Annotated in this window: 13 protein-coding genes; 5 read left to right on the top strand and 8 right to left on the bottom strand. The window is 72.9% G+C overall.

Annotated features, from left to right (window positions below; all coding sequences use genetic code 11):
- Positions 1-103: 103 nt before the first annotated feature.
- A complete protein-coding gene (locus VLY81_RS01550; RefSeq protein WP_324669272.1) occupies positions 104-1,813 on the top strand; it encodes a long-chain-fatty-acid--CoA ligase in 1,710 nt (569 codons plus the stop codon).
- Here VLY81_RS01550 and VLY81_RS01545 read toward each other — a convergent pair.
- Positions 1,779-2,195, bottom strand: a complete 417-nt coding sequence (locus tag VLY81_RS01545; RefSeq protein WP_324669271.1) for a PaaI family thioesterase — start codon at positions 2,193-2,195, stop codon at positions 1,779-1,781. The genes VLY81_RS01550 and VLY81_RS01545 overlap by 35 nt on opposite strands.
- An 84-nt stretch (positions 2,196-2,279) precedes the next feature.
- Here VLY81_RS01545 and VLY81_RS01540 point away from each other — a divergent pair, with 84 nt between their 5' ends.
- From VLY81_RS01540 to VLY81_RS01530, 3 genes are all read left to right on the top strand, one after another.
- Positions 2,280-3,167 carry a hypothetical protein gene (locus VLY81_RS01540; RefSeq protein WP_324669270.1) on the top strand — a complete coding sequence of 296 codons (888 nt, stop codon included), beginning with the start codon at positions 2,280-2,282 and terminating at the stop codon, positions 3,165-3,167.
- Between the two features lie 94 nt (positions 3,168-3,261).
- Complete coding sequence (locus VLY81_RS01535; protein ID WP_324669269.1) at positions 3,262-6,180, top strand: penicillin acylase family protein; 2,919 nt, start codon at positions 3,262-3,264, stop codon at positions 6,178-6,180.
- Positions 6,181-6,612: 432 nt separating this feature from the next.
- Entirely contained in the window at positions 6,613-7,854 is a 1,242-nt protein-coding gene (locus VLY81_RS01530) for a S41 family peptidase (protein WP_324669268.1), read from the top strand.
- Here the strand turns inward: VLY81_RS01530 and VLY81_RS01525 are convergent.
- The gene (locus VLY81_RS01525) at positions 7,828-9,717 is read right to left on the bottom strand and encodes an AAA family ATPase (RefSeq protein WP_324669267.1); all 1,890 of its coding nucleotides are present in this window, start codon (positions 9,715-9,717) and stop codon (positions 7,828-7,830) included. The two genes, VLY81_RS01530 and VLY81_RS01525, sit on opposite strands and share 27 nt — an antisense overlap.
- Positions 9,714-10,652 carry a 2-hydroxy-3-oxopropionate reductase gene (locus tag VLY81_RS01520; RefSeq protein WP_324669266.1) on the bottom strand — a complete coding sequence of 313 codons (939 nt, stop codon included), beginning with the start codon at positions 10,650-10,652 and terminating at the stop codon, positions 9,714-9,716. The genes VLY81_RS01525 and VLY81_RS01520 overlap by 4 nt, the downstream gene beginning before the upstream one ends.
- A 153-nt stretch (positions 10,653-10,805) precedes the next feature.
- On the opposite strand from VLY81_RS01520, the gene VLY81_RS01515 reads away from it, so the two are divergent.
- The gene (locus VLY81_RS01515) at positions 10,806-11,777 is read left to right on the top strand and encodes an MBL fold metallo-hydrolase (RefSeq protein ID WP_324669265.1); all 972 of its coding nucleotides are present in this window, start codon (positions 10,806-10,808) and stop codon (positions 11,775-11,777) included.
- On the opposite strand, the gene VLY81_RS01510 is transcribed toward VLY81_RS01515, so the two are convergent.
- The 5 genes from VLY81_RS01510 to VLY81_RS01490 are packed head-to-tail and all read right to left on the bottom strand — an operon-like array spanning position 11,686 to position 18,804.
- The gene (locus tag VLY81_RS01510) at positions 11,686-12,837 is read right to left on the bottom strand and encodes a ParB/RepB/Spo0J family partition protein (RefSeq protein WP_324669264.1); all 1,152 of its coding nucleotides are present in this window, start codon (positions 12,835-12,837) and stop codon (positions 11,686-11,688) included. The genes VLY81_RS01515 and VLY81_RS01510 overlap by 92 nt on opposite strands.
- Positions 12,838-12,864: 27 nt before the next feature.
- Positions 12,865-13,710 (bottom strand): tyrosine-protein phosphatase, encoded by an 846-nt coding sequence (locus VLY81_RS01505; protein WP_324669263.1) that lies wholly within the window; start codon positions 13,708-13,710, stop codon positions 12,865-12,867.
- Positions 13,711-13,736: 26 nt separating this feature from the next.
- A complete protein-coding gene (locus VLY81_RS01500) occupies positions 13,737-14,573 on the bottom strand; it encodes a CpsD/CapB family tyrosine-protein kinase (RefSeq protein WP_324669262.1) in 837 nt (278 codons plus the stop codon).
- On the bottom strand, positions 14,570-16,015 hold the full coding sequence (locus tag VLY81_RS01495) for a GumC family protein (RefSeq protein ID WP_324669261.1): 1,446 nt from the start codon (positions 16,013-16,015) through the stop codon (positions 14,570-14,572). Before VLY81_RS01495 ends, VLY81_RS01500 begins: the two co-directional genes overlap by 4 nt.
- Positions 16,016-16,044: 29 nt before the next feature.
- Entirely contained in the window at positions 16,045-18,804 is a 2,760-nt protein-coding gene (locus VLY81_RS01490) for an SLBB domain-containing protein (RefSeq protein ID WP_324669260.1), read from the bottom strand.
- Positions 18,805-18,820 lie beyond the last annotated feature (16 nt).

Genomic DNA, 18,820 nt, shown 5'->3' with positions numbered 1-18,820 from the left:
GTCGGGTCGGCCCGGCGAGAAGGGGGTTTGGGCGGTGGGGGTTGGAAGCGTTTACGATGCACGTCCCTGGCTTCGGCATTACCCCGCCGAGGTCCCTGCCTCGTTGTCCTATCCCGAGATCAACCTCGCCCGGTGGCTGGAAGACACGGCAGCCCGCCACCCCGACCGGGCGGCGACCGTCTACTTCGGCGCCCGGCTCTCCTACGCCCAGCTGCGTCAGCACGTGAGAGCCCTTGCAGGTGCGCTTGCCTCCCTGGGCGTTGGACGCGGCGACCGGGTCGCCATCATCCTGCCCAACGTGCCGCAGGCCGTCATCGCCTACTACGCCGTCCTCTGGCTGGGCGGCGTGGTGGTGATGACCAACCCGCTGTACACGCCGAGAGAGCTGCTCCACCAGCTGCGGGACGCGGATCTGCGCGTGGTCGTCGCCCTCGACCTGCTCCTGCCGCGCCTGGCCCAGGTGGCGAGCGACGCGGGCATCCGCCACGTCATCGTCACCTCGGTGGCCGACTTCCTGCCCGCCCCGCTCCGGCTGCTCTACCCGCTGCGGCAGGCGGCGCAGGCCCGACGGGAGAGGCGTCGACGCGGGGGGGCCCACTCCAGCGGCCCACCCCCCGCCGTCCGGCTGCCCGAGGGGGTGACCCGGCACGACTTCCGCTCCTTGCTGCATCACCCGCCCGCCGACGGCCCTGCCCCGGTGCGGGCCCGAGAGGACGTGGCGCTGCTCCAGTACACGGGAGGCACCACCGGCACCAGCAAGGGCGTCGTGCTGACCCACTTCAACCTGGCCGCCAATTGCACCCAGATCGAGGCGTGGCTCTACAAGCTCAGGGGCCAGCCCACCACGGTGCTGGCGGCGTTGCCGTTCTTCCACGTCTACGGCCTGACGACGGTGCTCAACTTCGCGGTGATGAGCGGCGCGACCATGGTCTTGATGCCCCGCTTCGAGGCGCGCGAGGCCGTCAAGCTGCTGCAGCGCTACCGGCCCCAGCTCTTCCCGGGCGTGCCCACCATGTACGTGGCCATCAACGCCCTGCCGGACGTGGAGCGCTACCGCCTCGACTCGCTGGAGGCCTGCATCAGCGGCGCGGCCCCGTTGCCGGTGACCGTCCAGGAGACCTTCGAACGGTTGACCGGCGGCCGCCTCATCGAGGGCTACGGCCTGACCGAGGCCTCGCCCGTCACCCACTCCAACCCCATCTGGGGGCGTCGCAAAGCCGGGAGCATCGGCCTGCCCTGGCCCGACACCGAGGCCCGGGTCGTGGACCCGGCGTCCGGCGAGCCGCTGCCCCCCGGCGAGGTCGGGGAGCTGGCCGTGCGGGGTCCCCAGGTGATGAAGGGTTACTGGCGCCGCCCCGAGGAGACGGCGGCCGTGCTCAAGGACGGGTGGCTGTTGACGGGTGACCTGGCGCGGATGGACGAGGACGGCTACTTCTACATCGTCGACCGCAAGAAGGATCTGATCATCGCCGGCGGCTTCAACATCTACCCACGCGAGGTGGAGGACGTCCTCTACGAGCACCCGGCCGTCAAGGAGGCGGCCGTGGTGGGCGTGGAGGACCCGTACCGGGGCGAGACGGTGCGGGCCTACGTGGTGCTCAAGGAGGGGCAGACGGCCACCCCCGACCAGCTCGAGGCGTTTTGCCGCGAGCGCCTGGCCGCCTACAAGGTGCCGCGGCAGTATGTCTTCATCGACGAACTGCCCAAGACCCTGGTCGGCAAGGTGCTGCGCCGGGCCTTGCGGGAGTCGGCCGGCTCCGAGGCCCAGGCCTCCGGCGCTACTCGCTCGACGGCAACGGGACGGCCGGCGTGACGGTGGCCCACGTGCCGGTGGCGCGTGCGACCACCTCGGGAGGCCGGTGAGCGTCGTGTAGCTCGATAACCGCCTCGCCCGTCACGAGGCGGCGCCCTGCCCTCCAGATCCGCCCGCGCGCCACCAGGGCCCCCTGGCGAGCCGGCATCAGGAAGTGCACGTGCAGCTCGGCGGTGACCACGACCGTGCCGGGCGGCACCGCCGTGAAGGCCGCCATGCCGATGGCCTCGTCGGCCAGGGCCATCAGCACGCCGCCATGGACGATGCCGAGGTCGTTGAGATGGTCGGGGCCGATGGCGAGCCGCAGCTCGGAGTGCCCGTCCTCTGCCCGGATCCGCTCGATACCCAGTCGTCTGGAGAAGCCCGGCTGCCGGTCGGCCATCGTCTCTCCCCCGCTCCCGCATGTCGCGACCCTTGCACGGTGACAGCCTACAATATTAGGGGGACCGAGGGGGTCACGGCAACCGTGGCGTGGGAGTGGCTGGTCGACCAGGGCATCAGCCTGTCGGATCCTACCCGGTGGCTGACGGACCGGGACCTGGAGTTCATCGTCAGGGCGACGGCGACCCGGCGCACCGACCATGACCGCATCCGTGACATCATCCGAGACAAGCCCGACTTCCTGGAGGTGTTGCTGGAGGACGAGCGGCTCTTCGCGCGGATGGTCGCAGACGACGAGATCCTGCTCAAGGTCTCGCCGCAGCTCCTCTTCACCGTGCTGTTGCGACGGGTGCGCAAGTTGCTGCGCGATGCGGCGTTTACGGTGGAGAGGGCACCCGAGGGGCACCTGCCCGTCTTCGACGCGAGCCGCACCGTCCGGCTGCTGGAGCGACCGGGAGTGCTGCCGTACCTGGCGCACATGATGGCCAGCTTCGTGCGCACCGATTCGCGGGCGGTGCTGGTGCGACGCGGGCTGGCCTACCAGCGACGGGTCTTCTCCGACATGGACGTGGACGACCTGATGGAGATGGCCGAGATGGTGGAGCCCGAGCGGCGCTTCGCCGTCTACAAGCGCCTGGGTGACGTGAGCCTATTCCTGGTCGGGCTCTTTCCCGAGCACGTCTCGAGGCCGCAGGGCCGGCCGAGAGGGGTGACGGCGGCGTGGGGAGCTCGCCAGCGACGGCCCCGTGAGCCCGAGGAGTACGTGCGACTGGGGGAGGCCTCCTACCGGCGGGCCGCCGACGAGCAGCCCGCGCAGCGGATGGGGCTGTCGGAGGTGCTGGCCGTCCTGGGCGACCACTTCGTTCTGGCCAGCAAGCCGCTCAACGTGCTGTCCCGCCAGATCATCCCCCTGCAGCGCTTCTACTGGTTCGTACCCCTGACCCGACCCACAGGGCCCGAGCCGGCCGGCTGACCCGCCGCCGGCGGCCCGGCGGCTTCCAGGATCTTCGCGCCGCGTCGGCGAATGCCAACTCAACCCTGGCAGCGAGCCGGCAGGAGGGCCGAGAATGCGGGCGTTGATCTGGCTGCTGGCCGGGGTCGCTGCATGGGTGGGTCCGGCGGCGGCCACGGCAGCGACGGTGGCGGACGTGGTCGACCCGGTGGAGCCGACCGAGGCCGTCCAGGTCTGGTCGGGCCTGCGAGCGCCCGTGCGGGTCGTCGAGGATCGCTTCGGCATCCCCCACGTCTACGCCACCGACGAGTGGGATCTCTTCTTCACCGTCGGCTACCTGCACGCCCGGGACCGCCTCTTCCAGATGGACGTCAGCCGCCGCCGGGCGGAGGGGACCCTGGCCGAGCTGGTGGGCGAGGCCGCCCTGGGGGAGGATGTGCAGATGCGGACCCTGGGGCTCTCGAGGGCCGCGGCCGCGTCGCTGGCTCGCCTCTCGGAGGGGGCTCGGGCCGATCTGGAGGCGTACGCCGCCGGCGTCAACGCCTTCATCGACGAGGCCGTCCGCAGCGGCAACCTGCCGGAGGCGTACGGAGCGCTCGAGCTGAGCCGGGTGCGGCCCTGGCGCCCGGTCGACTCCATCTCGGTCCTCAAGCTGGTCGGGTTCAGCCTCTCCTTCGGCCTCGACGCTCAGTACGGGGCCATCGCCCAGGCCTACATGGAGAGGCTCGGGGCCGAGGAGGGCCTGGCCGCCTTCCTGGAGCTGTGGCGGTCGGCGCCTTCGGACCCGGCCGCCACCGTGCCCGACGCCGTGGGCTACGCGCCCCGGGTCGCTGACGCGGGGCTGCCGGCTGCGGGACCATCGGGCGAGGCGGCCGCCGCCGGCCACCTCCTGGTGGAGTGGTGGCGCAGCCTGGCCGAGTTGCCAGCGGCCGAGGGGGCCCGCCAGCTCCCGCTGGGGGCGCTCGGCAGCAACTGGTTCGTCATCGGCCCCTCGCTGGCCGAGGGAGGCTATCCCATCCTGGCCAACGACCCCCACCTGCCCATCACCGACCCGCCCGTCTGGTACCCGCAGCACCTGGTGGCGAGGGGCCCCCAGGAGAGCGAACCATCCATCGACGTGCTGGGCGTGGCGCTGCCCGGGGTCCCATGGGTCATCCTCGGGCACACCCGCTTCGTGGCCTGGGGCGCCACCACCCATCCCGCCGATCAGACGGACACGTTCGTCGAGCAGCTCGTCGAGCGGGACGGCCGCCTCTACACCCAGTACGAGGGGCGTCTCGAGGCCGTCGAGGTGCTGCCCCAGCGCTTCCTGGTCAACCGGCCCGACAACGGGCGGATGGACGACCTGGTGGCGGCGCCCGCCGACCGTGTGCCACAGGCCGTGCTGGTGGTGCCCCGGCACGGCCCCATCGTGCGGATGGACGAGTCTACCGGCCAGGCCCTGACCGTCCAGTGGACGGGCGCCTACGCCACCCACGACGGCGAGAGCTTCCACCGGTGGAACCGGGCCCGCGGCCTGCACGACTTCGTCGACGGGCTGCGTTACATGGACGCCGCCTCGCAGAACTGGGCCTACGCCGACGTCGAGGGCAACATCGCCTACTTCGCCGGTGCCGAGCTGCCCCTCCGCCGGGATCTGGACCGGGGCTTCGTCGACGGCGGGCTCGCGTGGGCCCCCTTCCTGCTCCGAGACGGCACGGGGACCTTGCAGCACGACTGGATCCCGTGGCCGTCCGACGAGCCGCTTCCCGAGGGGCAGGGGCTTCCCTTCGAGGTGCTGCCGCCCTCGGAGATGCCGCACGTCGTCAACCCGGTCAGTGGCTTCATCGTCTCGGCCAACAACGATCCCATCGGTGTGACGCTGGACGGGGACCCCTTCGACGACCGGCGCAGCAACGGCGGGATCTACTACCTCGCCCCGTCGTACGGCATCGGCTTTCGGGCGGGCCGCATCACCGAGCTGATCCGGGACCGGGCGCGGCGCGCCGGGCGGCTGTCGGTGACCGATGCGATGGCCATCCAGAGCGACGTCGTGCAGCTGTCGGCCAGGCGGCTCGTCCCGTGGATACTGGCGGCGTGGGAGCGAGCCCAACGAGCCGACGCGCCCGAGCCGCTGGCACGGCTGGTCACCCCCGAGATGCGGGAGGCGATGGGCTACCTGGCGAGCTGGGACTTCTCGACCCCGACGGGCCTGCCGGACGGGTGGGATGCCTCCGACACCGTGGCGCCCGGCGAGCACCTGGTCGCCCGGGAGCCCGACCAGGCGGAGGTGCAGGCCAGCGTCGCCGCCACCCTCTTCAACGTCATGGTGGGACGCCTCATCCAGCACACGGTCGATGCGGCCATCGCACGGCTCGGCCCCGACCTCCCGCGGCCCGACGGCTCCACGGCACTGCGGGTCGTCCTCCACCACCTGGAGCACTTCGACCGGACCGGCGGTGTGGGGGCGGCGGGACTCGCCCTCTTCGATGCGCCGGGCTTGGAGCTGTCGCCCGCTGACGAACGGGACCTGATCCTGCTCGTCAGCCTCGAGGACGCGTTGCGGCTCCTGCGAGGGCCGCTGGCGAGCGCGTTCGGCGGGGTGCGGACACTGCGGGATCTGCGCTGGGGCATGCTGCACCGCCTGGTGCGCCTGGACCTCATCGGCCGTCCCGTGGCGGAGCAGGCGTCGGCGGAGGCCACCACCGGCGTCCGGCCCCCGGGCACGCCGGTCGACGGCGGCTTCGAGGTGGTGGACGCCTCCGGCTACGACCCCCGCGCGTCATCGGCGGCGGGCTTCCGCTTCACGACCGGGCCGTCGGTGCGCCTGATCGTGCAGATGCGCCCCGGCGCCGTCACCACGTATCTGGCCTGGCCCGATGGTCCCGTCCCGCCGGCCGTGCCGCCGGACCCGTCGGCGCCGGCGGCTTCGCCCGCCGTGCCCGGCGTGATGGGGGCCTGGCTGGCCAACGAGTACGTGGAGGTGCCCTGGCAGGAGGAGGTCCAGGCGGCAGCGGTGCGCTGGATCACGGCGTTGCCGGAGCCCATCCCCTGATGCGGCGGCAGGGCACGGCGCCGGGCGCACCGGGCGTGACGAGTGACGTCCCTAAACGGACGGCAGGCTCCCGAAGGAGCCTGCCGTCCTGCCTTGCGCACGGGGGGCTTGCCGCACGCGCAACGCAAGCTTGGAGGGCTACAGCGCCCCCAAGAGTCCGGCCACGCAGCCAACACAGACCCCGATGGCTGCGAGGGCAAAGCTGACGAAGGCGACCGAGATGGCGGCTGCGATCCCGGCACAGAGCACGCCACAAAGGCGTCGTCCGGCCCGCTCGCTCAGCATCGTCCACCGCCCCCCGTCGAGGCCAGCATAGCCCCCTGCAGTTGCCAGGGGATTGCAGCCGGCTTGCAAAAAGATTGCTCGTGGCGGGTGGACACGGGGCCGACGCAGAGTCGAGAGGGGAGCCCCGTGGAGAGGGGAGAGCCACCGGTGAGAGCCGTCGCGGGGGTCGCCCTGGCTGTCGCCATGCTCGCGTTGAATGGGAGGGTCCTCGCCGCACCGGCGCCGCCACCCCCTCCGCCACCGGCCGACGTGGTGCGGGCCGCCTGGCAGGCGGTGCGGGACCACTACTTCGACCCCGGGTTCGGCGGCGCCGCCTGGGACGAGGCGCTGCTGGAGCGGTACCTGGCCAGGGCCGCCGCACCCGACGCCGACGGGTATCGCCTGGCGGCCGAGATGGTGGCGTCCCTGGGCGATCCCCTCACCGTCGTGGTCGAACCTTCCGCCCGGGCTACCCAGGTGCCGTCCTCGCCTCGCGTCCAGGTGGTGGGCATCGGGGTGCGCCTCTCCACCGGCCCCGAGGAGTATCCCCTGGTGCGGCAGGTGCTGCCCGGAGGGCCGGCCTCCCGGGGTGGGGTCTGGGCCGGGGCGTTGGTGGTGGCCGTCGACGGGCGACCCACCCAGGGGCGACCCCTCGATGAGGTGGCGGCCGAGATCCGGGGTGCCGCCGGCACGCGGGTGCGCCTCCAGCTGGAACGCGCCGACGGCTCGCGCGTGTCGGTGGAGCTGACGCGCCAGGCGGTCGCGTGGGAGCCCCGGGCGGTGTCACGGGTCCTGGACGGCAACGTGGGATACCTCCACCTCCCGCACTTCCACCCCGGCATGGAGACGGCGGCCCTGGCCGAGCTGCGCAAGCTCTACCGCACCCGGGCCCTGATCCTCGACCTCCGGGACAGCTCGGGCGCGGGGGCGTACGCCACCCTCTCCCACATCGCCGGCCTGCTCACCGACCAGCCCCTGGGCCTCTGGGTGACCCGACAGGGGTTGGTGGGCCTGCCATCCCAGAGGGCAACGGCGTCGGCCAACCCTCTGGTGCCCGCGCCGACGTCGGCGGACCGGTACGAGCAGCCGGTGGCCATCCTCATCGACGAGGTGAGTGCCTTCGGGCTGATGGCCTTCGGGCTCCGGCAGAGCGGCCGGGCCGTCCTGGTGGGGCGCCCGACGCGCCCGGGTGCGGGCGAGCTGGCTGCCACCCTGGAGTTGCCGGGCGGGGGTCTGGTGCAGGTGACGACCGGGCGCTTCTACTCGGCCCGGGGAGACCCCCTGGTAGGCCCCGTGGTGCCCGACGTGACGGTGCCGCTCGACCGCCATTACCTGCGCGCGTGGGAGGCGGGCCAGGACCCCGACGTCGCACAGGCCATCGCTCTACTGCGCCGACGCGGCGCGCTCTGACGAGGTGGCGGCCCGCATCGCGGCCGCCCGCCCGCCGACCGCCACCTCGCCGACGGTGCGGGGCCCGCGAGATGCGCCCGTCTCGGCCTCCGACGCCTCGGCGTCATCATCGGCCGACGGGGCCGCAGCGGGCGAGGACGGCTCCTCGAGGACCGTCCCGTCCGGAGCCAGCCGGCCCTCGTCGAAGAGGCGCGCCAGCGCCACGATCTGGGCGCCGACCAGCTCGTCGCGCTCGATGAGGTGACGGGCGATGGCGTGTACCAGGGGGGCCTGGGCTCGCAAGAGATCGGCCACCCGGGCCTTCTCGCGGTCCAGCAGGCGGTTGATGCGATGGCGCAATTGCTCGTCGGGTGGACCGGGGCTGAGGGCGGGATAGGAGTAGAGCGTGCCGTCCATGCCGTAGGCCCCGATGTAGGCAGCGGCCAGCCGGGTGGCGGTCTCGAGATCGGCCACGGCGCCCGACAGCCGGGTCCCCAGGAAGATCTCCTCCGCTGCCCGCGACGCGAGGCTCACCTGGATGCGGGCCAGGATCTCCTCCTGGCTCTGGGTGAGGCGCTCCACGACCGGTCGGGTGGCCGAGAAGCCCAGCGCCTGGCCATGCCGCACGATGGTGGTCTTGACCACTCGCTCGTGGGGCAACAGCCGCAGCTGCGCTACGGCGTGACCCGCCTCGTGATAGGCCAGGCGACGGCGCTCCTCGGGCAGCATGGAGCGCAGCGGCTGCTTGAGGCCCAGCTCGTGGACCTCCCGCGCGTAGACGATGTCCTCGTACGTGATGGCGCCTCGCCCGTCGAAGTGGGCCTTGATGACCGCCTCGTTGATGACGTGCTTGATCTTGGCCGGCGTATAGCCCGTCATGTCGGCGGCCAGCTCGTCGAGGCGGCTCTCCAGCGAGGGGTCGTGGGCCACCTTGCCGAGGTAGTAGGCCACGATCTCCTTGCGGCCCTCGAAATCAGGGGGGCCCACCACGATCTGCCGGTCGAAGCGCCCCGGCCGCAGCAGGGCCGGATCGAGCACGTCGGCGATGTTGGTGGCCGCCATGGTGAAGACGATGGGTTGAGGGCCCGGCCGTGGCCGGAAGCCCAGGCTCCTGAGGAGCCGGGCCCACCAGCGCGGCTCGAGCCGGGGCGGGTCCATCTGGAGCAGCAGCTCATTGAGCAGCCCCATGCCCCCGAAGATGGGGACGGCCGCACCGGCCTGCTGGCGGGTGCGTGAGGTGCCGATGGCGTCGAACTCGTCCAGGAAGACGATGCAGGCCCCGTGCTCCATGGCCAGCCGGCGGGCCTTGCGGTACATGTTCATGATCTTGAGGTTGGAGACCCCGAAGAACATGTTTTGGATGGAGGCCGCCGAGAGGTAGCCGAAGGGGATCCCGGCCTCGGTCGCGATGGCCTGCGCGAGATAGGACTTGCCGGTGCCGGGCGGACCTACCAGCAACATCCCGCGCGAGACCTCGCCGCCCATCTCCTTGAATCCCTTGACGCCCTTGAGCAGCGTCACCACGCGGCGCGCCTGCTCCAGCACCTCGGGATTGCCGCGGTAGTCGTCGAAGGTGACGCCGGTCTCACCCGGCTGCACCCAGTAGATCTGGGCGCGCCCCAAGAACCAGAAGATCGCGATGAACTGCACGATCGCGAAGGTGATGGTCAGGAGGATGGTGAGGGTCCAGCGCCCCACCAGCAGCGTCCACGCCACGGTGCCGCCCGGGTTGACGTAGTAGAGCCGGGCGTAGATCGCTGCGGCCAGGGCCAGCACGATGAGGGTGCGCCACCGCACCCAGAGCCGGCCCCAGGCCAGCGCACCGGACCCGGTGGCTGAGGGCCGGGCAGGGTCCCGGAGACGGGGCGGAGCCTCTACCGTCACGCCGCCGGCCCTCCCGGCGGTGTGCCCGCCAGCTCACGGGCCAGTGTCGCCAGAGAGGCGTGGTCCCACTCGCCCCGGCCCCTGGCCTCCAGCGCGCCCAACAGCTCGCTGACCAGCGCCGTAGCCAGCAGCGGCACGCCCAAGGATCGGCCGGTCGCCAGGGCGATCCCCAGATCCTTGCGATGCAGCCGCACCTTGAAGCCGGGCTGGAAGTCGCCCTGCAGGATGCGGGCGCCGTGGATGTCGAGGATGCGGCTCTGAGCGAAGCCGCCCAGCAGGGCCTGACGCACGCGCGCCGGGTCCACCCCGGCCCGCTCGGCCAGCACCAGCGCCTCGCTGACCGCCTGGATGGTGACGCCCACGACGATCTGGTTGCAGGCCTTGGTCACCTGGCCTGCGCCGGAGGGCCCCATGTAGACGATGTTGCGCCCCAGGGCCTCCAGGATGGGCAGGCAGGCCCGGTAGACCGCCTCGTCGCCCCCCACCATGATGGAGAGGGCAGCCTCCTGCGCCCCGCGCTCGCCCCCGCTGACCGGCGCGTCCAGCATCGCGATGCCCCGCTCGGCCAGCTGGGCGGCCAGCTCGCGGGTGACGATGGGCGAGATGGTGCTCATGTCGATGAGGACGCCACCGGCGCGCAACCCCTCGTGCACGCCCGACGGGCCCATCACCACACGCTGGACGTCCGGCGAGTCGGGCAGCATGGTGATGACCACGTCGGCCTCCGAGGCCGCCTCCGCCGGCGACGAGGCGGGGATGGCCCCCAGCGACGCCAGCTGCTCCACCGGGCCGCGGCTACGGTTGTGCACGCGCAGGCGGTAGCCCGCCTTGAGCAGGTTGCGGGCCATGGGCCGTCCCATGATGCCGAGGCCGATGAAGCCGATGGTGGTGCGGCCCGGGCGCAACTCCTGGATGGCGACGGACCCTGCTTGCACGGCTCGGCGCCTCCCGTCGCGATGGTGGTAGCGGGAGTGCTTCGGCACCGTCGGCGGCCACCCCTGCCGGGCTCACGACGGCGCTCCGGGTCGGGCGACGCAGGAGGGACCGCGTCGGATGCGAACCACTCGCGGGGAGGAGGCCGGGATGGCATGGCCGGAGTGGCGTCGCGACGGGCCTTTCCCGTCGCCGACGGGATCGTGGGGCTCGACCTGATGTTTCAGGGGAAGCCGGGGGGCATCGGCGCCTTCGCCCTGGTGGGGCCGGGCGGCCGTTTCGTCCTGGTCGAGTCAGGCCCGGAGAGCACCTACGAGGGGCTGCTGGCCGCCCTGAGCGAGGCAGGGCTGGAGCCGGCCCGCCTGGAGGCCGTCCTGCTGACCCACATCCACCTCGATCACGCCGGCGCGGCGGGTCGCCTGGCTCGACAGACGGGGTGCGCGGTCTACGTGCACCCGGTGGGCCTGCCTCACCTGGCCGACCCCTCGCGGCTGTGGGCCAGCGCCAGCCGGGTCTTCGGCGACGCCATGGAGCGTCTCTGGAAGGCCATCACGCCCGTCCCCCAGGACCGCCTCCGGCCGCTGGAGGACGGCGTGCGCCTCGCCTTCGTCGGGCGCGACGTGGAGGCCTACCACACCCCCGGTCACGCCTCCCATCATGTCGTCTTCCGGGTCGACGGGAGCCTCCTCTTCGCCGGCGACCTGGCAGGGGTACGCCTCCCGCAGCTGCCCTACGTGCGCGTCCCCGCGATGCCGCCCGAGCTGGAGGTCGAGACCTGGATCGCGAGCCTGCGGCGTGCCCGCGAGCTCCGCCCCCGGCAGCTGGTGCTGACGCACTTCGGCTCCGTGACGGAGGGCGTCGAGGAGCACCTTGCGGCCGTGGAGCGGCAACTGCGCCGGTGGAGCGAGACCGTGCTCGACGGGATGCGCGACGGCCTCGACGACGCGGGGCTCTTGCGGCGACTCCAGGCCCTGGAGGCCAGGGAGATGGGCGGCGGACCGGCGGCCGACGAGGCTCGGGCGACCCTGGAGCTCGTCACGCCATTGGGTCAAGTGTTGCAGGGCTACCGCCGGTACTGGACGCGACACCATCCGGAGCGACTGACGACGTCGTCCCCTCGGCCCTGAGGGCCTGTCGCCGCTCCTCACGGCGGCGGCGCCGGGCCGCCTTCTTGAGGGCGACGGCCATGGCTTTGCGCCGCTGCGCCGCCAGGGCGGGGTCGTCCATCTCCCGGGTGAAGGCGATGGCGTCATCGATCCATCGCCGCAGGCTCTGCAGGTATTCGACGAGTTGCACCCGCTCCTCGGGCGTCGTGTGGCGCAGGGCGCCCCCCACCAGCGCGGCCAGCGCGCGTCGCACCCGATCCAGGCTCCGGATGATGGGAGCGAAGCCTTCGGCCCGCCGTCGGCCCTCGTGGGCCGCCCCCGGCGTCGAGGCACCATCGCTGGCGGCGGCGACCTCACGGGCGCCGTCCGCGTCGGGACGTCCACGCTGGGCCCTGGCCGCACCGTCGCGGCTCCACCGTACCATGCGGACGGCCTGCTGGATGCTGAGGTTGGTGTGCTCCCGCACCAGCTGCGCCACCTGGCGGGTCTCGGCCTTGCTGAGCCGGTGCTCCAGCACGGCATCGAGCAGCACGCTGGCGATGCCGGGGCTGCCGAGCCGGGCGGCGAGCGCCCGGGCCTCCGAGACGTGGGAGAGGGTGAGGGGCGAGTCGCCCCCGGTGAAGTTGTCCACCAGCGCGGCCTGGTAGCGTTCGTCGAGCTCCAGCACGTCCAGCCAGTCCGTCAGGGTCGTGCGCGGGATGCCCAGGCGCGCCGCCGCCGCGGCCTTGGAGAGGCTCTCCTGCTGCATGAAGGCCTGGATGGCCAGCGCTCGCTCCACCGGGTTGAGATCCTCGCGTTGCAGGTTTTCGATGAGCTGGATCTGCGTGATGCTGCCCCGGGGCTGCCGCACCACCAGGGCGGGCACCAGTCGCTCGCCGGCCTGCATCGCCGCCCGCAGCCGCCGCTCACCCGAGACGAGCCGGTACGAGCCGTCGTCGTCGGGGATGACCAGGACCGGGTGGAGCATCCCCACCTCCTTGAGCGACTGGGCCAGCCCGTCGATGGATGCCTCGCTGAAGGTCCGGCGCACCTGCTGCTCGCAGCGGATCCGTTCGACGGGAATCTGCAGGTACTCCGGCATCGTACTCGCCCCCGTCTCATCGAGATGCTAGACGGAGCTCACCATGCGCTCCCACCACGCCCGCAGACCGCGGGCCAGGCTCCGGACGCCGGCCGGTGCGCGGCGCTCGGGCGCTGCGCCGGACAAGGGCGACGCCGCGTCGAGGGGCTCGCCCCGCGCCACCTGGAGAGGCCATCGGCTGCACAGGTGCTCGGCCATGGCCACGCCCACGTGTCGGGAGAGGTGACGCCACGCCTCCCGCATAGCCAGGGGCGAGCGTCGCACGACGTCGTGGGCGTCGGTGGCCACCACCCGGGCCAGACCTCGGCGCACGAGCCACAGGCCTGCCTGCTGGGCCTCTCGCCCGAATCCGCCGACCAGGCTGCCGGCGGTCACCTGCACCACGGCCCCCTGTTCCACCAGCGGGGCCAGCAGCTGCGGGCGCTCGGCCAGCTGGCGGTTGCGTTCGGGGTGGGCGATGACGGGGGTGACGCCGGCCAGGGCCACCTCGAAGATGAGCCGGTCGAAGTTGGGCGGCAACCGGTCGAAGGGCAGGTCCAGCAACAGATACCGGACCTGGCTGCCCTGCCCCAGTTCCCACGACGCCCCGCCTTCTCCGGCCAGCCACCGGGGCAGGTCCGGCACCGGGTAGACCTCCGCCCCCGGCAGCACCTCGAGCTCGACGCCTTCCGAGGCCAGCCGGGAGCGCAGCTCGTCCACCATCTCCACCACGGCGGCCCGGGTAGGCTGGCCGGGCCGGCCGGGACGGACGTGCGGCGTCGCGACCACGGTGCGGATGCCGGCGCGGGCCGCCTCCCGCGCCAGCTCCAGAGCCTGGCCCCAGTCCCGGGGCCCGTCGTCGAGCCCCGGCAACAGGTGGTGGTGGACATCCACGAATCCTTGGCCGCCACCGATGGCCATCAGGCGTCCCCGTCTCCGGCGGTGCGGTCGGCCAGCACCCGGCCCCCTCGCTCGTCGAGGCTGGCCGGGGCTCTGGGGGCCCGGGAGGGCCGCCCGTCGCGGGGCGCCTCGTCCGATGAGCCGTCGCGGGAGTAGTAATCGTAGTAATAGTGGTAGCGGCCCGACTCCGACGGCCGCACCCGGTTGAGGACCACCCCCAGGATGCGCGCGCCCACCTGCTCGAGCTGGCGGCGAGCGGCCACCACCACGTCCCGGGGAGTCTGGTGAGCGGTCACGACCAACAGTACGCCGTCGCTACGGGCGGCGAGCAACGCGGCATCGCTGAGGGCCACAACCGGCGGCGTGTCGAGCAGCACCAGCTCCCAGCGCTGCCGCATCTCCTCCAATAGGGCCGCCATCTGCCGGGAGCCCAGCAGCTCGGCCGGGTTGGGCGGCAGGGGGCCTGACGGCAGCACGTCGACGCCCCATGGCTCCGTCTGCCGGACGGCTTCCTCCAGTGACATCCGCCCCATCAGCACGCTGGTCAGGCCGACCCTGTGATCCAGGTCGAAGGCCCGGTGCAACGCCGGCCGCCGCAGGTCGGCCCCGACCGCCAGCACCCGGGTCCCGCCCTGGGCCAGGGCCACGGCCAGATTGGCCGTGATGGAGCTCTTGCCCTCGTCGGGGCCGGCCGCGGTCACCGTCAGGATGCGCAGCGGCGACCCCAGGGCCGCGTACTGTAGATTGGTGCGCAGGCTACGGAAGGCCTCCGCCACCAGCCTGTACTGGTCGCCCTCCATCACCAGCGGCGGCCCGCTGGGATGGACCGGCAACGCGCGGCCCGCCCGCCCTCTCATCGGTCCGGCCCCCTCCCCTCGGTCAGCTCGGTCCACTCGGGGATCCGGCCCAACACGGGGGCACCCAGGAGCCGCTCCAGCTCCTCCTCGCTGCGCACGCTGGTATCCATCAGCTCCAGCACCAGCGCGGCGCCCACCCCGGCGAAGAGCCCGAGGAACGTGGCCACGGCCAGGTTGAGCAAGGGCCTCGGCGAGACAGGGCTCTCCGGCCGTACCGCCGGGTCGATGATGCGGATGTCCGCCACCACCGAGGCCTCCTGGATGCGCAGCTCCTCGTAGCGGGTGCGGAGCATCACGTAGAGTTCCTCGTTGACCCGCCGCTCCCGCTCGAGGCGGGCCAGCTCCAGTTCGCGGGCCGGCAGGGCCAGGAGGGCCGCCTCCTCCTGGGCGATGAGACGCTGGACGGCCTCGTGGCGCGCCTGCTGGGCGAGCTGGTCCGCCTCCAGGCCGATGAGCTGCTGCACGAGGCCCTGGTAGATGGGGTTGAGGGTCTCGGTCTGGGCCGAGACGACCCGCTCCACCTCCTCACCCATCAGGCGGCGGAGTTGATCCGCCTCGGCCTCCAGGGCGGCGATCTGGGGATGGTTGGGCGCGAGGCTCTGGCGTGCCGCCGACAGGCGGGCCTCGACGTCGCTGAGCCGCAGCTTGTAGCTCTGGATCATGGGGTTGGAGGCGATGGTGGTGGACGAGATGAGCGTGGGCCCCTGCTTCTCGAGTTGGGTGCGGATCTCGGCGGCCCGGGTGGCCGACTCCCGCAGCGCGATCTGCGCGCTGGCCCGCATCTTCTCCAGGTCGGCCAGCTTGTCGACCGCGGCGCGGGCCTGCTGGGATGGCTCCACCAGCCGGTTGGCCTCGCGGTAGCTGAGCAGCGTGTTCTCCGCGGAGCGCAGGCTCTCCTGGACCTGGCGCAGCTGCGTCTCGATGAAGGCCAGGGCCGAGCGGGCCTCCGACTGGTTCATCTCCCGGTTGAACTCGGCGAAGCTGCTGACCACCGCGTTGGCCACCCGCTGCGCCTCGGCTGGATCGGGCAGGCGCACCGAGATGCGCACGGCGTCGGTATTGCTGACGGGCTGCACCGAGACGGAGCGGCGCAGGCGCTCCAACTGCTCGGCCGTCACCCCGTCGGCACCGTAGAGGCTGCGGGCCACCCGCTCGATGACCGTGCGGCTGCGCAGGAGCTCCACGTAGTTTTGCAGGGCCGGGCGGCCGCCGCCCAGCAGCGCCGCGGCAGGGTTTTCCTGGAGGGCCAGGCCCGTCGCGCTGGGACGCACGATCACCGTGGTGGTCGCCTCGTAAAGCGGTGTGGTCGCCCGGGTCACCAGCACGGCAGCGGCCGCAGCCACCAGGGTGACCCCGCCGATGAGCCACCGTCGGCGCCACAGCGCACGGGCGTACGCTCGCAGGTCGATCTCGTCATCCATCACCTCGGGATGAGCGGCCATGCCCTATCCCTCCCGCCCCGTCCGGGGCTTCACGAGCCTCCCACGATCTGCTGGAAGAGGTAAATCCCCTCGAGCACGCCCAGTATCTGGCTCCAGTCGGGCCACCGGGTCTCCGGCACGTAGACGACGTCACCGGGCTCGATGACGGGGTTGTCGGCGGCGCGCCCCTGGAAGAGGGTCGACCCCCGCCCCGTCGTCACGGTGGTGGACTGGCCGTCCGGACGCAGGATGCCCACCGCATCCAGCACCGCCCGCCGGGTGGGCCCGCCGGCCAGGGCCAGCACGTCCAGCAGCCGCACGGGGCCGGGGGTCGGGATGGCGTACAGGCCGGGCCGCTGCACCTGCCCCAGCACCAAGACGTGGCGGCGTCCCTCGGGGACGTAGAGGACGTCTCCCCCCTCCACCTCGACGTTGAGGGCCGCATCGGCGCCCTCCACCAACCGGGCGTAGTCGAGCCGCAACACGGCGCCGTCAGCACCATCCGCCCCCGAGCGGCGGGTGAGGATCAGGGTGGTGACGCCCGCATCGGGCCGCACCCCGCCGGCCAGGGCGAGGACGTCCGTGACGCGGGCGCCTGCCGGCACGGAGTAGGCGCCGGGGCGTCCCACCTCGCCCAGCACCAACACCTGGCGCGACGGCGGCACGAACAGCACGTCACCGGGCGCCAGGGCCACGTTGAGCTCCGACCGGGGCTGTCGCTGGAGCAGAGCCAGATCGATGGCGACGCTCTCGCCGCCCGCCCGGTTGAGGACGGCCGCACGCTCGTCGGCATCGGGGCGGGGCCCTCCCGCCCGCGCCAGGAGGTCCAGCACGCGCAGCCCCTCACGATAGGGGAAGGCTCCCGGCGACAGGAGGGCGCCCAGGGCCAGCACCTGGCGCTCCACCTCGGGCACGAAGATGACGTCGCCGGGCTCGAGCGTCACGTTGACAGCCGGGTCGCCCTGCTCCACCAGCTGCCGCACCGACACCCGCAGCGGCTCGGAGCGGTCCTGCCGCCTCACCGTCAGCTCCTCGCCGGCCCGCTCGTGCACCACGCCGCCGGCTGCGGCCAGCGCGTCGAGCAGGCGGGCGCCGCTGCGCAGCGGATAGGTGCCCGGGCGCACCACCGCCCCCAGCACCACCACGTCGCGTTGCGCCCGTGGCACCACCAGGATGTCCCCCGGCTGCACCGCCACGCTGACCGCGGCCTGGGACCAGCCCTCCGCCCCCGCCATGGCCCGCAGGTCCACCGGTAGCGGCTGGCTCTCCCCGGTCCCCGACAGCCGGTGGATGGAGGCGCGGGCCGGGTCCGCCCGCTCGGTCAGGCCCCCCACCTGCGCCAGCACGTCGGCCACCGTCATCCCGGCCCGGTACGGCACGCTGCCCGGACGCAGCACCTCACCCACGACCGCCACCTGGCGCTCCACCTCGGGCACGAAGATGACGTCGCCGGGCTCGAGCGCCACGTTGACGGCGGCCGGGTCGCCCTGCTCCACCAGCTGCCGCACCGACACCCGCAGCGGCTCGGAGCGGCCCTGCCGCCGCACCGTCAGCTCCTCGCCGGCCCGCTCGTGCACCACGCCGCCGGCTGCGGCCAGCGCGTCGAGCAGGCGGGCGCCGCTGCGCAGTGGATAGGTGCCCGGGCGCGCCACCGCCCCCAGCACCACCACGTCGCGTTGCGCCCGCGGCACCACCAGGATGTCCCCCGGCTGCACCGCCAGGCGGGGCGCCGCGACCGCGGCGGGATCGCTGGGAGCCTGTCGCCCCTCGCCGGCTCCGTGCAGGCCGGCCAGATCCAGCTCGGCACGGCCGCCCTCGCCCACCAAACCGTCGGCGCCACCCCGCACGAGCCACACCCGGTGCAAGTCGGCCTCGTCGGTGGGGCCACCGGCCTCCGCCAAGGCCTCGCTCACCGTCATGCCCGAGCGGTGGCGCACGGTCCCCGGGCGTCGGACCTCCCCGAGGACGGCCAGATGGCCGGCCGTCGGCACCACCAGCAGGTCCCCCGCCCGCACCGCCACGTTGTGCGCCGAATCGGGCCGTCGCAGCAGCTCCGGCAGGTCGAGCGGGAGCACCTCTTGCCGGCCGTCCGGAGTGGCCCGGGTCAGGGTCGCGGCCTCCCCTGCCGCCTGCGGCGTCAGGCCCCCGGCAGCCGCGAGCAGGTCCAGCACCCGCATGCCGGGCCTCACCATGTAGGCGCCGGGCTGGCGCACCTCCCCGATGACCAGCGCGGGCCGGCCCCGAGGGACGAAGAGCACGTCGCCGTCCTGCAGCGCCCAGACCTCGCCGACGCGACCGTCCAGGAGCCCCTCCACGTCCACCGGGTGTTGCTGGATCGCTCCGGAGGCGGTGCGGCGAGAGAGGACCGCTCCCGACGGATCCGCCTCCTCGGTGAGCCCGGCGGCTGCCCCCAGGAGTTGGGTGACGGTGGCCCCGGGTGGCAGGGCGTAGGTGCCCGGCTGGCGCACGGCGCCCAGCGCCTGCACGCGGATGGTCCGAAACCGCTGGACGATGACGGTGACCTGAGGCGACCGGATGTAGCCCTCGAGACGCTCGGTGATGGACTGCGCGAGCTCTGCGGGGCTCACTCCCTCCGCCAGCACGTCGCCGGCCAGAGGGAAGCTGACGTATCCGTCCGGTCGGACCTCCACCACCGCGCGGAGGTCGGGCTGGCCCCACACGCTGATCTCCAGCACGTCGCCTGGACCAAGCCGGTACGGCTGGGCCGACTGTGCCCAACCCGCTGCGCCCCATGCCCCCAGCAGCAGGCAGAGCAACACCGCCCACACAGCTGCTCTCGACGGGTTCACGGCCGTCTCACCCGAG

The sequence above is a fragment of the Limnochorda sp. LNt genome, from assembly GCF_035593265.1.
In the GTDB taxonomy this organism is placed as follows: Bacteria; Bacillota; Limnochordia; order Limnochordales; family Geochordaceae; genus Geochorda; species Geochorda subterranea.
This window is presented reverse-complemented; position numbering and strand designations above follow the sequence as displayed.

Excerpts from the sequence above, each read along its gene's own strand:
- VLY81_RS01535 (WP_324669269.1), top strand. The coding sequence starts at position 3,262 with ATGCGGGCGTTGATCTGGCTGCTGGCCGGGGTCGCTGCATGGGTGGGT.
- VLY81_RS01495 (WP_324669261.1), bottom strand. The coding sequence starts at position 16,015 with ATGGCCGCTCATCCCGAGGTGATGGATGACGAGATCGACCTGCGAGCG.
- VLY81_RS01515 (WP_324669265.1), top strand. The coding sequence starts at position 10,806 with ATGGCCGGAGTGGCGTCGCGACGGGCCTTTCCCGTCGCCGACGGGATC.
- VLY81_RS01545 (WP_324669271.1), bottom strand. The coding sequence starts at position 2,195 with ATGGCCGACCGGCAGCCGGGCTTCTCCAGACGACTGGGTATCGAGCGG.
- VLY81_RS01510 (WP_324669264.1), bottom strand. The coding sequence starts at position 12,837 with ATGCCGGAGTACCTGCAGATTCCCGTCGAACGGATCCGCTGCGAGCAG.
- VLY81_RS01500 (WP_324669262.1), bottom strand. The coding sequence starts at position 14,573 with ATGAGAGGGCGGGCGGGCCGCGCGTTGCCGGTCCATCCCAGCGGGCCG.